Raw genomic sequence first — 13,679 nt, 5'->3', positions numbered from 1 at the left:
GATTTCGGATTTCGGATTTCGGATTTCGGATTTCGGATTTCGGATTTCGGATTTCGGATTTCGGATTTCGGATTTCGGATTTCGGATTTCGGATTTCGGATTAAGAAGGTTAAACATCGGGTTTGCTTTCTAAAATCTGAAATCCAAAATCAAAAATTCCATTTTCTTCACATATTGTACAATAATAAGAATTGTCAGTCAGTTTGCCTTCTAAAATCTAAAATCTAAAATCTAAAATCTAAAATCTAAAATCTAAAATCTAAAATCTAAAATTCCAAAAAGTTATACCTTCTTTACGTATTGTGTAATAATAACAATCGTTTGTCCGTCCACTTTTCCTTCAATGTATTCTGCGTTTTCGTGGTCAAGACGGATGTTTCGGACAGCAGTTCCTTGTTTAGCAACCATACTGGAGCCTTTTACTTTTAAGTCTTTAATCAAAACGACCGAATCTCCTGTCTGTAAAGTTACTCCATTGCTGTCTTTGTGAACGATTTTGTTTTCGTCGTCGTCGCCTTCTCCGGTTGCTTTAGCCCAGGCTAAATCGTCTTCTTCCAGATACATTTGTTCTAAAAGTTCCTGTTTGCCCAAACGGCTCAACATTCTCCAGGATACAATCTGAACAGGCAAGTGCTCGCTCCACATGCTTTCGTTAAGACATCTCCAAAGATTTGGATCGGTTGTTTCCGGATTTTCAATCTGATCAATACAGATGGCACTGGCTAGGATGCTTTCCTCGATGCCTCCTTTTCGGGTTGGAAGTATTTGGTATACTTTTAGGTTTTCTGTGGCTCCTGAAAGTTCGCATTTTCCGCCACTACGTTTCATTAAATCTCTTTCTAAACTCATTTTTAATGGATTTTATTTTTGGCGAAAATACAGTTAATTAAAATAAATTTGAAATATATCACAGATTAAAATAATCCTAATTGTCAAAAATGGGTGAGAATCCGTTAATCTGTGGCGAAAATAATAAGCCACAGATTATAATGATTAAAAAGATTCAGATGATATAAAATCCGTGAAAATCTGCGTAATCAGCGACAAAAACAATCAGTGAAGTTTTATTTTACCCTAACAGAATCCGGAACTAATAATTCGTATTCTCCGCCGTTTCGAATAACATCTCTCACAATGCTCGAACTGATATAAGAAGTATTGGCAGCTGTAAGTAAAAAGACGGTTTCGATTTTTGAAAGTTTACGATTAGTATGTGCAATTGCTTTTTCAAATTCAAAATCGGCAGGGTTTCTCAATCCTCTCAAGATGAATTTTGCATTTACTTTTTTACAAAAATCTATTGTCAGACCTTCATAGGTAGCAACCAAAACAGTAGGATGGTTTTCAAAGCATTCTTCTATGAAACGTTTTCTTTCATCTAAAGAAAACATATATTTTTTATCAGCATTGACACCAATAGCAACTATAATTTTATCAAAAAGCGGAATACTTCTCTTGATAATGTCATAATGCCCCAAAGTTATAGGGTCAAATGATCCCGGAAATACGGCTATTTTCTCCATAATAGTTTTCTTTTTAAAGCCAGTTCAATTTCATTGTCTAACAGATCAGAAAAAGCAATTTTTGCATAGGCCGCCTGTTGCGGGAAAATACTTTGCCCGGATAATCCCGGATTGGTATTCATTTCAATAAAGTGTGGTACATCGTCCATTACAATAAAATCGGTTCTGGAAAAACCAGACATACCAAGTGCCTGATATACTTTTGCAGCTGTTTCCCTTACTTTTTGCTCCACTTCAGCAGATAATCTTGCCGGAGTAATTTCATCTGATTTGCCTAAATATTTTGCTTCGTAATCGAAAAAGTCATTATGAGGAACAATTTCGGTCAAACCTAAAACTTTTGTCTCCCCTTTATAGTTGATGACGCCAACAGACACTTCGGTTCCTTTTAAAAACGATTCGATTAATATGTCGCTGTCTTCTGCAAAAGCAAAGTCCAGAGCTTTGTCGAATTCTGAAAGGTCATTTACTTTAGAAACACCAAGGCTGCTTCCGGATTGGTTTGGTTTTACAAAAAATGGCAAGCCAAGTTCGGTTTTGATTTCTTCGGCATTAATAGTGTCTCCTTTAGAGAGGTATATGGATTTTGCCTTCGGGATGTTAAACTTTGAAAGCACAGATAAAGTGTCTCTTTTATTGAATGTTAGGGCAGACTGATAGAAATTGCATCCGGAATACGGAATCTCCAAAAGTTCCCAATAGGCTTGCATATGGCCGTCTTCGCCAGGCGTTCCGTGGATGGTGTTGACTATGACATCAAATTTTGTCTTTGTTCCATTTTGGGTAAAAGTAAAATCAGATTTGTCAATCGGGAATTTTTCTTCTCCTACTATTACGTTCCATCCATCCAATAAAACATGAACTTCAAACGTTTTGTATTTATTCTTGTCGAGATTATTAAGGATTAGCTGACCACTACGGAGCGATATAACTGATTCGTCAGAATATCCACCCATTACAACGGCTATGTTCATGTAAGATTTTGGATTTTAGATTTTAGACTTGTTTGTTGTCAAAAAATTAGGTCTGGAAGCTTAAAAAGTGCCAAAACCTCTCACAAAAATATCACTAATTATTGAAACTAAAAACCTTTAGTATTTTTATATCTTTGCACGAAATGTAATTTTTATGACCTTAGGAAAATATCTTACCAGCAAATCTTTTTTCAAGCAGCTTTTATTGGCTTTTGGGATTATAGTCGTATTGGCTTTTCTAATCCTGCAATGGCTGAGCTACGCTACTGACCATGGAACCGAAATCACAGTTCCGGATTTGAGAAAACTGACAGAACAGCAAGCAGAAGAGAAACTTAATGAACTTGATTTAGGATATGTTTTGCTGGATACGGTAGATTATAATAAAGATTTTCCAAAATATACGGTAGTACAGCAAGATCCATTGCCAGGTGCAAAAGTAAAAGAAGGTAGAAAAATCTATATAAAAGTGAATTCTGCTGATTTTGGAATGGTTACCATTCCGGATCTGATTGAAAAAACATTACGTCAGGCAGAACCGTCTCTTGTGGCATTAGGTCTTGAGATTGGGAAAAAAACATACAAGCCTTATTTGGGTAAGGATATGGTTTTGGAAATGTATGCTGATGGCAAGAAATTAAAGCCTGGCGACAAAGTGAAAAAAGCATCCAAAATTGATTTGGTTTTGGGTGATGGAAAAGTAGGATTTGAAGAAGAAACAGATTCGATTAAAAATACTGATACAGGAACGACAGAATGATAGATAATCCGATTGCAGACGAGGCGTTAGATGACGAATTGTTTGAGCATTACAGATTTGAGGCATCAAAAGGGCAGTCGCCTTTGCGAGTAGATAAATTTTTGATGAATCTTGTTGAAAATGCGACAAGAAATAAAATACAGCAGGCTGCTACGGCAGGCAATATTTATGTAAACGATGTTCCGGTAAAATCCAATTATAAAGTAAAAGCTTTAGATGTTGTAAGGGTTTTGCTGTCGCACCCACCTTTTGAAAATCTTATACTTCCTGAAAATATTCCGCTTGATATTGTTTATGAAGACGATGCTCTGTTGGTAATCAATAAACCTGCGGGTTTGGTTGTACATCCGGGACATGGAAATTATACAGGAACCCTGGTAAATGCTTTGGCTTATCATTTTGAGAACCTGCCACTAAACAGTAGCGAGCGCCCGGGATTGGTTCACAGAATTGATAAAGATACTTCCGGACTTTTGGTTGTTGCCAAAACAGAACAGGCAATGGCTTTCCTGGCGAAACAGTTTGAGGAAAAAACTTCAGAAAGGGAATATGTTGCTCTGGTTTGGGGAAATGTGGCTGAAGATGAAGGTACGGTTACCGGAGATATTGCAAGACATGCTAAAGATAGGATGCAGATGGCTGTTGTTCCGGATGGAGAAGGGAAGCACGCTGTGACGCATTATAAAGTTTTGGAACGTTTTGGTTATGTAACTTTGGTTTCCTGTAAGTTGGAAACCGGAAGAACACACCAGATTCGTGTCCACATGAAACATATAGGGCATACGCTTTTTAATGACGAGCGTTATGGCGGTAATCTGATATTAAAAGGAACTACATTCACAAAATACAAGCAGTTTATAGACAACTGTTTTAAAATATTACCGAGACAGGCGCTACATGCAAAAACATTAGGTTTTATGCATCCAACGACAAAAGAATTTATGAGCTTTGATACAGAACTTCCGGAAGATATGAAAGAATGTATCGCAAAATGGCGGGTCTATTCTAATTCGCACACTGTCGAGGAAGAAGATTAAAAAAGAGAGCAACGTTTTAGCGTTGCTTTTTTATTTCTGGTAAAGCCTGAATAATTCTCTTACGAACTTTGCGGCTCTGCGTCTTTGCGTGAAAATATTGCTCGCAAAGACGCAGAGCTGCAAAGTATATGAAGGCTTATCAAGAACTATTTTTAGTGTATGGTTTTGGTAATCAATAAAATTAATCTTAAAAAGATGATTTATATGCTTAAATATTAGTAATTTAGATAGGTAATTCTAAATTATTCCGTCATGGAAACGATAAAAATTAAAAAACTGAATAAATGGGCCAATTCCCATACTTCTTATCCGATTGACATTTTAAGGATTGCTTTGGGAGTATTTCTGTTCCTCAAAGGCGTATCATTCATCAAAGATAGCCACAGGCTTATTGATTTGCTTGCTCCTTTGGGAAATTTTGATGGAGGTATGCTTGTCTATCATTATGTTGCTGCTGCCCATATCATGGGAGGTGTCATGATTGTATTTGGGCTCCTGACGCGATGGGCTATCTGGGCACAGTTACCCATATTAATCGGAGCAGTATTAATTAATTTTGTGGGACCATTAGTCATGACGAATCTGATAATATCACTCGTAACACTTATTGTTTGTGTATTTTTCTTGATGTATGGTGGTGGAAAGCACTCGCTGGATTACTATTTTAAGATGCAGAAATAAAGAAATAATAAACTTAAATTTAAGAAAAGAGCCGCTAATCAGTCGGCTCTTTTTTTGATTGGTGGATTATTTAATCATCTCTTAAGTTAAAGTTAGCATAGCAGCCGATAAAATGTCGTATCTTGTAGATGTGAAAAACACACACAACTAACCTTGAAATTGCTATAAAATGGAAACGAAAATTACTTTTGGAATGGCGGAAAGAAACCTATTCCAAAAACCAAGTTTTACTGAGGAGCTAATCAGTAAGAAGGAGGAACTTAAAAAAAAGATGAAGGATAAGAATTTGCAATTGAGGAATCTCTTAAAAACGAATTTTGAGCTTTTGAAAAATAACGACATCAATATGATGCTGTTTTAGCGATACATATGGCGAAAAGAAAAACCCTTACATGAGATGAGAAAAAAGAACCCTGCTAAAAGCAGGGTTCTTTTTTTATGCGGTAGTATATTTTTCAGGTTTTTGATTGCGTTTTAGAATTAAAGCACTAATTAAAGTGACAATTAGTCCTATGGGAAGCACTTCTGCATAGGTTAGGACAATTACCATAATTGGATTTTTATACCATTCTTTATAAGTTTCCATTTCGCTAGTCTGAGCTTGTATTTCTGCTACAGTAGCACCACTTTCAGCAGCTTGCTTAAGAACATGGGCTGTATATTTCTCCATAAAATCAGGAATAAAGAAATAATATTCAATAAGCCATACTGCCACATATGCCGTTGATGCTATAAGCGTAATGAGTAATCCTATTTTAAAGGCTTTTCCAAAAGTAATTGTTCCTGAGTTGTGTTTGTCGCGATAACTTTTGATACCTACAAATACAAAAGAAAAAGCAAGCAGCATTCCCAGATATCCGAGAACCATACTGCCTTCAAAATTTGGATTTTTATAGCATAGTAGGGAAGAAACTACCATCATTGCCGTAATTATAAATCCGGCAATAAGTCCATTGATTAAAATCGTTTTTTTCATCTTTTTAAATTTTTTAGTTGATTTTCAATGATGCAAAATTGAATGTTTTTAGATGGACAAAAGTCATACTTAAGGATGATTTTGCACTAGTATAGCCAGTTTACAACTTAAGTAGTTACTTAAGGGATCAGTTTCAGGCGTTTTGCTTTTTCGACAGCCTGTGTCCTGCGATTGACATCAAGTTTTTCAAAAAGTTTTGAAGAATGTGATTTGATAGTGGGCAATGAAACAAAAAGTTGTGATGCGATTTCCTGATTGCTGCAACCTTGTGCAATCAGTTCAAGGACTTCCATTTCGCGTTTGCTCAGATTTAATTTTTCAAGCTGGTTTCTGTCCTGTATGAATTCAGCATCGTTGATATAGATTTCTTTTTCGACTATTATCGTTTCCTTTTTTGGTTTTGTGAGTTTTAGGGCAAGCCAAATTCCAAGTGCAGTAAATACTACAGCAATGGAACCGATGTATATTTCCAGGGCATGATCAATGACAATAAGTCGGAATTCCAGCCATTTCATTAAAAACAGTAACACGGCAAGTGAAAAGCCATATAAAATCGTAGACTTATATTTCTGGAAAAACTCCCGCATAAATGATTTTTATATCCAAAGATAGAAAATGTATCCTTAAAATGTTTCTCATAATTTCTATGTTGAGAGTGGAATTTGGGAAATAATAAAAATAAAAAACCGCTTCTTTTTAGGAAACGGTTTAGAATGAATTGTATTCTTTATTGCTTATACTAACTTAGCATTCAGAATGATTTCAGCATTCAGTAGTTGCGATACCGGACAGTTTTCTTTTGCATTCTTGGCAGCTTCCTGAAACTGTTCTTCCGAAATATTGCTTACTGTTGCTGTAAGATCTAAAGTTATGGTGGTTATCTTTCCGTCTTCGAAAGTTACTTTAGCGACCGTATCCAGATTTTCAGGTGTAAATCCAAGTTCTGATAATACAAAGCTAAGTTTCATTGTAAAACAGCCGGCATGTGCCGCTCCTATCAATTCTTCCGGATTGGTACCAACTCCATCTGCAAAACGGGTTTTAAATGATAATTGTGCTTTATCTAAAGTAGTGCTTTGTGTAGAAATGGTTCCTTTTCCTTCCATTCCTGTTCCTTGCCAATTGGCACTAGCGTTTCTGGTAAATTTCATCTGTGTTATTTTAGGTTGGTTAATAAGCATAAAGTTAGAGAAAAATAAAACTCCAAAGCCCTAGGCTATGTTATGATTTTCTAAAGCCATGAGTATTTCATTGGTAAGAAGTCCGCTTCCGCCACCATAATGCTGTACAACCGTACAATTTGGATTTGTGTTTTTGAAAAAAATACGCAGTTTTTCTTCGCTTTCCGATTCGATGCCACATCCCAATAAGACAATATGGAAATGGATACGCTCAAACAATTCCATGGCACTCTCATCCGTTTCTGCTCCGGTACCAAACCAATCTTCATTGTTGTTGATGAGCCTTACGACAGTTTCTAGTATTTCCGGATGCCTTCCTATGTATAAGATATTTTTCATGACTTAGCTAAAAAAGCAAGCCTTTCAATAAAGAGAGGCTTGCTGATAATTATTGTTTGATAAACTGAAGTTCGATTTGAAGTTTTACTTCTTCACCAACCAAAACACCTCCGGTTTCTAAAGCAGAATTCCAATTTAGTCCCCAGTCTTTTCGGTTAATTTTTCCGGATAGGGATAATCCTGTTTTGGTATTTCCCCAAGGATCTTTTGCCAATCCTCCAAATTCAGCGTCTAATGTTACAGGTTTTGTTATACCGTGCAATGTCAGGTCGCCTGTCAATTTATATTCTCCTTCGTTTAGTTTCTTAAATGAGGTAGATTTGAAATTGATTTTTGGAAATTGAGATGCGTCAAAAAAGTCGGCGCTTAGCAAATGCGAATCACGGTCTTTATTTCCTGTAGAAATTGAATCGATGTCTCCTGAAAATTCAAATTGTGCAGTTTCGAAATTGTCGCCATCGGTTTCGATTGAAGCGTCAAATTTTTCAAAATTTCCAGATACGTTGGTAAACATCATGTGTTTTACTTTGAATCCAATTTCTGAGTGGGCCGGGTCTATTGACCATTTTGTTGTTGTCATAATTTTGTTTTTTAATAGTTGTTTAAATTTAATGAATTATAATACCATTGGGACTTCCATTAATAAGATTTCTGCATTTTCTGATAATGATTCCAGATTTATTGCCGAAGTGCTCCAGATTCCCAATCCGTCTCTTTCGTTTAGGCTGATAGTTCCAATATTGAAATCGCCTTTGATGACAAAGGCATAAATTCCGTTACCTTCTTTTTTCAGCTTGTATTCTGTTGTAAAGCCTTTATCGAATTTGCCTAAATGGAACCAGGCATCCTGATGAATCCAGACTCCGGCATCATCCGGATTTGGCGACAATATTTGTTGCAGCTTGTTGTGGCGGTCGTTTTCATCTAAAGAAATCTGGTCGTATCTTGGAGTTACGTTTTTCTTATTCGGATATACCCAGATTTGAAGGAATTTGGTCAGCCTGTCTTTATTTTTGTTGAATTCGCTGTGATATATTCCGGTTCCGGCACTCATAACCTGGATGTCGCCTTTTTTGATTACGGCAGTATTGCCCATGCTGTCCTGATGTTCCAAATCGCCTTCCAACGGAATTGAAATGATTTCCATATTGTCATGCGGATGTTTTCCAAAACCCATTCCGGCATCTACCCGGTCGTCATTCAAGACTCTTAATACACCAAAATGCATTCTGTCCGGATTATGGTAATTCGCAAAACTAAAAGTATGATGAGAATCCAACCAGCCGTGATTGGCATGTCCGCGGGTAGCTGCTTTGTGTAATACCGTATTTTCCATAACGAAAGACTCCGGATTTGGGAGATGGTTGAATCCCAGTGGTTCCAATTCCTTGATTTCGTCAATGTCATTTTTAATTACATCACCAACGGCAGCAGAAGTGATAAACATTCCAGTGCCCATTAATCCTTTTTTTATAAAATCTTTACGTTCCATGATCAATGCTTTTTAATTACATGACAAATTTCCGATAGAAAATTTTGCTGGGCATTGAACTAGGACAAGAAAAACAGTGGAGAGTGGATAGGCTTTAGTGGATAGTTTTTAGTGGATAGTTTTTAGTGGATAAGGGATAGTGGGTAGTCTTTAGTGGGGAGTTATGTAAGTATCAGATTTTGGATTTCTGATTATGTGTTGTCCGAATAGGAGACTATCAAAATTGCAATATGTGTTTATAGCAAACAAACTCTTGTTCGTTCAGCTATCAAAAATCTTAAATCAAAAATCCGAAATCTGAAATCTCAAATTCCAAATGATCTACCCGCAGTTTCCCAACTAAAGACTATCCACTAAAAACTATCCACTATCAACTATCCACTATCAACTATCCACTATTGTTTAGCTATTCTCGCTCTGACTTTACTCAAAAATTCAGGCGAAATTCCTAAATAAGAGGCGATATAATGTTGCGGGACGCGTTGTGGGATGGTAGGATACAGTTCCAGAAATTCAAGATATTTTTCTGTTGCGGTTTGGGAAATCGTATGGAACAGCCTGTTTTGGGTTACGGCAAGATTTCTTTGCATCAATATTCGGAATGCTCTTTCAAAGCGTGGTGCTTTTGCAAAGAGTTCTTCTTTGGATTCAGGTGTAAACATCAAAAACTCACAGTCTTCAAGGGTTTCGATATATACCTGGCTGGGTTTTGTTTCATAAATACTAAAAGAAATGTCACTGACCCATGCATTTTCGATAGCAAACTGCAATATGACTTCAAAGCCGTTCGCATCGATATAATATTTCCTTACGCAGCCTTTGATTACAAAGGCCTCAAAATTGCACATTTCTCCTTCATGGAGCATAATGGTCTTTTTAGGTACTTTTTTGTGTTCGAGAAAAGAGTTAAATGTAGCGAGTTCTTCTTCCGAAAAAGAAACATAACGACTTATGTTATTGTTGATTTGCGAATACAAGGCGTAAGGATTTTGAGGTTTTAGACAAATATACTAAAAAGAGGCTAATTGATTTGGAGTTGGGAAAATGAAGATTGGGCATAAAAAATGCCAATAGCTCTAAAATAGCTGTTATTGATTTCGTATTTTTGAAATCAAATATCAGAAAATGAAAATTGTTATTTCTCCAGCCAAATCATTAGATTTTGAAACCACAGTGCCAACAGACCGACATACAGAATCGGTTTTTCTAAAAGAATCCAATACCGTACACAAAGTATTGAAGAAACTGAAGCCTAAAAAACTTTCTGAGTTGATGGATATTTCAGAAAAGTTGGCCGATTTGAACTGGCATAGAAATCAGGAGTGGGCAATTCCATTTACGTTGGAAAACTCACGCCAGGCTGTGTATGCTTTTAATGGTGACGTATATATAGGTTTGGATACATATTCTTTGCCTTTGGAGAAATTAGACGATTTGCAGGACAAACTCCGAATTTTATCGGGATTATATGGCTTATTGAAACCTCTTGATTTAATCCAGCCTTATCGCTTGGAAATGGGGACGAAACTTCCTATTGGAAAAAACAAAAATCTATACGAATTCTGGAAAAAGAAAATCACCAAATCACTGAATGACGAATTGAAAAAAGGCGAACTGTTTGTTAATCTTGCCAGTAACGAATATTTTGATTCTGTAGATGTAAAAACGCTAAAAGTTCCTGTAATCACTCCGGAATTTAAAGACTATAAAGATGGTAAACTAAAAATGATCAGCTTTTTTGCTAAAAAGGCGAGAGGCATGATGGTACGTTATATTATCGATACCAATGCCGAAACGATAGAAGATTTAAAAGGGTTTAACTACGAAGGATATCAATTTGATGCCAACCTGTCAAAAGGGAATAAGCTGGTTTTTACCCGATAAAGTTTTGTAAAGGTACTAAGATGCTAAGGTTCTAAGTTCAATAGATTTCTAAATCCAGGGAATTATTCTAATCTGTAGCTAAAATCAGAAATCAAAAATCTCAAATCAAAGATGCTAAGGTTCTGAGGCGCTAAGTTTATGCCTTTTGTATATATGAGAGTAAGTTATTGAAAGTGAATTTTTTGTATATGTCTTATTTGGTGTAAAGCTTCATAATAGCGACTTACCACTATCTACTTACCATTATCAACTATCAACTATAGAGGTGCTAAGTTTATGCCTTTTGTATATAAGAGAGTAAGTTATTGAAAGTGAATTTTTGTATATGTCTTATTTGGTGTAAAGTTTCATAATAGCGACTTACCACTATCTACTTACCATTATCAACTATAGAGGCGCTAAGTTTATGCTTTTTGTATATAAGAGAGTAAGTTGTTGAAAGTGAATTCTTTGCATGTGTTTTATTTGGTGTAAAGTTTCATAATAGCGACTTACCACTATCTACTTACCATTATCAACTATAGAGGTGCTAAGTTTAATAGGCCCTTGAATCTGTGTAATCATTCTAATCTTAGCTAAAATCAAAAATCTAAAATCAGAAATCCAAAATCTAAAGGGTATTATGATTCTACAAACTCGTTGAATTCGCGAATGGCTTCACGGGTTGTTTTGCGCTGATTTCTTGAAAGTTCAGCTACGGCACTGACGCTTTTTTTGGCACATTTTTTTATCTGGACTATTTTTTGGGAAAGTTCCTCAAGCTTTTCAGATTCCTCGAAAGAAATTTTAGCCTTGATGGATTCGATGAGGCTTATGAATTCCGGAATTGCAAACCTATTTTCAGAATAACTCTCCTGAAGTTCTTCTAAAAGCTCATCAGTGTCCTTGTTGATATCTGTCAGGTATTCTACGCTTTTTTTGCTGAATTCCTTAAATATTTTCTTTTCTTTCTTTCCGAATAGTCCCATGGTAATTATTTTTGAATTAATGCAACTATCTTAAATTCAATCAAATATATGAAATAAAAAGATTCGTTGCTTTCCTGAAGGCTTTTATTTTGATGCCGGGACTAAAGTAGGCGGAAAATTACGGAAGCAAATTAAGCCGATATTAAATAAACGCTAATTAAAAAACAGAAAGCTCCGGGATTCCCGAAGCTTTCTTAAATAATAACCTTGAAAAATATTAATGCATGGCATCTGCCGGATTAATCTTGTTTTTGCCTTTTTTGATAAGCAGGATAATCGGGATACAGCATAAGAACATGATACCGAGATACAGAAAGATGTCCATATATGACAAGACAGTTGCCTGTTTCATGACAGAAACGTCCAAAACCTGATAGGCTTTGTTGAGTGCTTCGCTGGCACTGAAGCCTTTTGCCATAAATCCTTGTTGTAGTTGCTGAACCCTGTTTTGCACTTCCAGTTTATCTGCGCTGAGGTGAGAAACTAAATCTACACGATGGTTCTGGCTGAATCTTGTAATAAACGTAGTAATAATTGCAATACCGAAAGATCCGCCCAATTGTCTCATCATTCCTGTAAAAGCGGCACCTTCACCAATCTGTTTTCCTTTTAAAGTCGATAAGGCTAATGTGGTAATAGGAACGAATAATAAGCCCAGTCCGATTCCTCTCAAAATCAACGGCCAGAACATATGTTCAGCACCTGTATCGGGCGTAATGACATTATGCATCCAGAACGTAAAGAAAAAGAATATTAGAAATCCTACGCCAACCATATAACCTTGCGGTACGCCTTTTTGGATCAGGTTACCCACAATAGGCATCATAAATGCTGTTGTGATTGATCCCGGAATTAACAACAATCCTGCATCTAGGGCTGTCCAACCTAAAACGGATTGGGTATAGATAGGCAAGATAAGTGTTGAACCATATAATCCGAATCCGAGGATAAAACACATTACGGTTCCTATCCTAAGGTTTCCGTCTTTTAATACGCTGAGGTTTACAATCGGATATTTATAGGTGAGTTCCCGCCAAATAAACAATATCAATCCTACAACGCTCACAATACTTAGTGTGGTAATCATTTTATCATCAAACCAATCGTCCTGTTGTCCGTGTTCTAAAACAAATTGCAATGAGCCAATAAACATGGCGAGCAATAGGATTCCCCACCAGTCAACCTGGCTTGCTTTCAGTTTTTCGCCATATTTAGGACTCTTGATATAGGATAAAGTCAATATGGTGGCGATAATCCCTAAAGGAATATTGATGTAAAATATATAAGGCCATGAATAATTTTCTACGATATAACCTCCTAGTGGCGGCCCTAGCGTTGGTCCAACGATTACACCTAAGCCGTAAATTGCCTGTGCCATTCCTCGTTTTGCAACGGGATAACTTTCTGTAATGATTGTCTGTGCGGTTACCAATAACGCTCCTCCACCAAGTCCCTGGACAAAACGAAAGACGACCAGTTCCCATATATTAGTTGCGTTACCGCATAGGAATGATGAAACGGTAAATATGATGATGGATACGGCAAAATAGTTTCTTCTGCCGAATTGTTGTGACAGCCAGCTGGTCATCGGGATTACGATAACGTTGGCAATAGCATAAGCGGTAATGACCCAGGCAACGTCGGTCAGGGTAGCACCAAGACTTCCTCGCATATCAGTCAAGGCCACGTTCACGATGGTCGTATCTACAATTTCCAGCAAAGCACAAAGTACCGCGGTAATCGTAATGATAACCCTCCTGAAGCCGTATTCAACTAAGCTGTCTTCTCCTGAAGTTGCTTCCATTATTTAAGATTTTATATTGATGATTTCAGAAATTGGATTTCAATCCTGAAATCATCAATA

17 protein-coding genes are annotated in these 13,679 nt (G+C 36.6%); 5 read left to right on the top strand and 12 right to left on the bottom strand.

Going from position 1 to position 13,679, the window contains the following annotated elements:
- Positions 1–282 precede the first annotated feature (282 nt).
- The 3 genes from ABH942_RS16310 to ABH942_RS16300 form a co-directional block, all read right to left on the bottom strand.
- Positions 283–849: a PhnA domain-containing protein gene (locus tag ABH942_RS16310; protein WP_370033844.1), complete on the bottom strand. Its 567-nt coding sequence runs from the start codon at positions 847–849 to the stop codon at positions 283–285.
- 215 nt (positions 850–1,064) lie between these two features.
- The gene (gene coaD / locus ABH942_RS16305) at positions 1,065–1,523 is read right to left on the bottom strand and encodes a pantetheine-phosphate adenylyltransferase (protein WP_370033843.1); all 459 of its coding nucleotides are present in this window, start codon (positions 1,521–1,523) and stop codon (positions 1,065–1,067) included.
- Entirely contained in the window at positions 1,511–2,497 is a 987-nt protein-coding gene (locus tag ABH942_RS16300; protein ID WP_370033841.1) for a D-alanine--D-alanine ligase, read from the bottom strand. The genes coaD and ABH942_RS16300 overlap by 13 nt, the downstream gene beginning before the upstream one ends.
- 154 nt (positions 2,498–2,651) lie before the next feature.
- Here ABH942_RS16300 and ABH942_RS16295 point away from each other — a divergent pair, with 154 nt between their 5' ends.
- From ABH942_RS16295 to ABH942_RS16280, 4 genes are all read left to right on the top strand, one after another.
- Complete coding sequence (locus tag ABH942_RS16295; protein WP_370033839.1) at positions 2,652–3,257, top strand: PASTA domain-containing protein; 606 nt, start codon at positions 2,652–2,654, stop codon at positions 3,255–3,257.
- Positions 3,254–4,294: an RluA family pseudouridine synthase gene (locus tag ABH942_RS16290; protein WP_370033837.1), complete on the top strand. Its 1,041-nt coding sequence runs from the start codon at positions 3,254–3,256 to the stop codon at positions 4,292–4,294. Before ABH942_RS16295 ends, ABH942_RS16290 begins: the two co-directional genes overlap by 4 nt.
- 252 nt (positions 4,295–4,546) lie before the next feature.
- Complete coding sequence (locus ABH942_RS16285; protein ID WP_370033835.1) at positions 4,547–4,975, top strand: DoxX family protein; 429 nt, start codon at positions 4,547–4,549, stop codon at positions 4,973–4,975.
- A gap of 169 nt (positions 4,976–5,144) precedes the next feature.
- Positions 5,145–5,336 (top strand): hypothetical protein, encoded by a 192-nt coding sequence (locus ABH942_RS16280; RefSeq protein ID WP_370033833.1) that lies wholly within the window; start codon positions 5,145–5,147, stop codon positions 5,334–5,336.
- Positions 5,337–5,411: 75 nt separating this feature from the next.
- Here the strand turns inward: ABH942_RS16280 and ABH942_RS16275 are convergent, their stop codons facing one another.
- The 7 genes from ABH942_RS16275 to ABH942_RS16245 all read right to left on the bottom strand — a co-directional run bounded on the left by ABH942_RS16275 (position 5,412) and on the right by ABH942_RS16245 (position 9,940).
- A complete protein-coding gene (locus ABH942_RS16275) occupies positions 5,412–5,951 on the bottom strand; it encodes a DUF4199 domain-containing protein (RefSeq protein ID WP_370033831.1) in 540 nt (179 codons plus the stop codon).
- A gap of 119 nt (positions 5,952–6,070) precedes the next feature.
- Complete coding sequence (locus ABH942_RS16270) at positions 6,071–6,538, bottom strand: response regulator transcription factor (RefSeq protein WP_370033829.1); 468 nt, start codon at positions 6,536–6,538, stop codon at positions 6,071–6,073.
- A 147-nt stretch (positions 6,539–6,685) separates the two neighbouring features.
- Positions 6,686–7,102, bottom strand: coding sequence for an OsmC family protein (locus ABH942_RS16265; protein WP_139997936.1), 417 nt, complete (start codon positions 7,100–7,102; stop codon positions 6,686–6,688).
- 60 nt (positions 7,103–7,162) lie between these two features.
- Entirely contained in the window at positions 7,163–7,471 is a 309-nt protein-coding gene (locus ABH942_RS16260) for a hypothetical protein (RefSeq protein ID WP_370033826.1), read from the bottom strand.
- A gap of 49 nt (positions 7,472–7,520) precedes the next feature.
- Positions 7,521–8,051, bottom strand: a complete 531-nt coding sequence (locus ABH942_RS16255; RefSeq protein WP_370033824.1) for a YceI family protein — start codon at positions 8,049–8,051, stop codon at positions 7,521–7,523.
- Between the two features lie 36 nt (positions 8,052–8,087).
- Complete coding sequence (locus ABH942_RS16250; RefSeq protein WP_370033848.1) at positions 8,088–8,807, bottom strand: pirin family protein; 720 nt, start codon at positions 8,805–8,807, stop codon at positions 8,088–8,090.
- A 551-nt stretch (positions 8,808–9,358) separates the two neighbouring features.
- The gene (locus ABH942_RS16245; RefSeq protein ID WP_370033822.1) at positions 9,359–9,940 is read right to left on the bottom strand and encodes a Crp/Fnr family transcriptional regulator; all 582 of its coding nucleotides are present in this window, start codon (positions 9,938–9,940) and stop codon (positions 9,359–9,361) included.
- A 148-nt stretch (positions 9,941–10,088) separates the two neighbouring features.
- Here ABH942_RS16245 and yaaA point away from each other — a divergent pair, with 148 nt between their 5' ends.
- The gene (yaaA, locus tag ABH942_RS16240) at positions 10,089–10,847 is read left to right on the top strand and encodes a peroxide stress protein YaaA (RefSeq protein ID WP_370033821.1); all 759 of its coding nucleotides are present in this window, start codon (positions 10,089–10,091) and stop codon (positions 10,845–10,847) included.
- 620 nt (positions 10,848–11,467) lie between these two features.
- Here yaaA and ABH942_RS16235 read toward each other — a convergent pair.
- The gene (locus ABH942_RS16235) at positions 11,468–11,815 is read right to left on the bottom strand and encodes a hypothetical protein (RefSeq protein WP_370033819.1); all 348 of its coding nucleotides are present in this window, start codon (positions 11,813–11,815) and stop codon (positions 11,468–11,470) included.
- 217 nt (positions 11,816–12,032) lie between these two features.
- Positions 12,033–13,619 carry a DHA2 family efflux MFS transporter permease subunit gene (locus tag ABH942_RS16230; protein ID WP_370033817.1) on the bottom strand — a complete coding sequence of 529 codons (1,587 nt, stop codon included), beginning with the start codon at positions 13,617–13,619 and terminating at the stop codon, positions 12,033–12,035.
- Positions 13,620–13,679 lie beyond the last annotated feature (60 nt).

Source organism: Flavobacterium sp. 28YEA47A (genome assembly GCF_041262125.1).
Taxonomy (GTDB): domain Bacteria; phylum Bacteroidota; class Bacteroidia; order Flavobacteriales; family Flavobacteriaceae; genus Flavobacterium.
The sequence above is the reverse complement of the archived record's forward strand: the minus strand, read 5'-3'. Positions and strand labels throughout refer to the sequence as shown.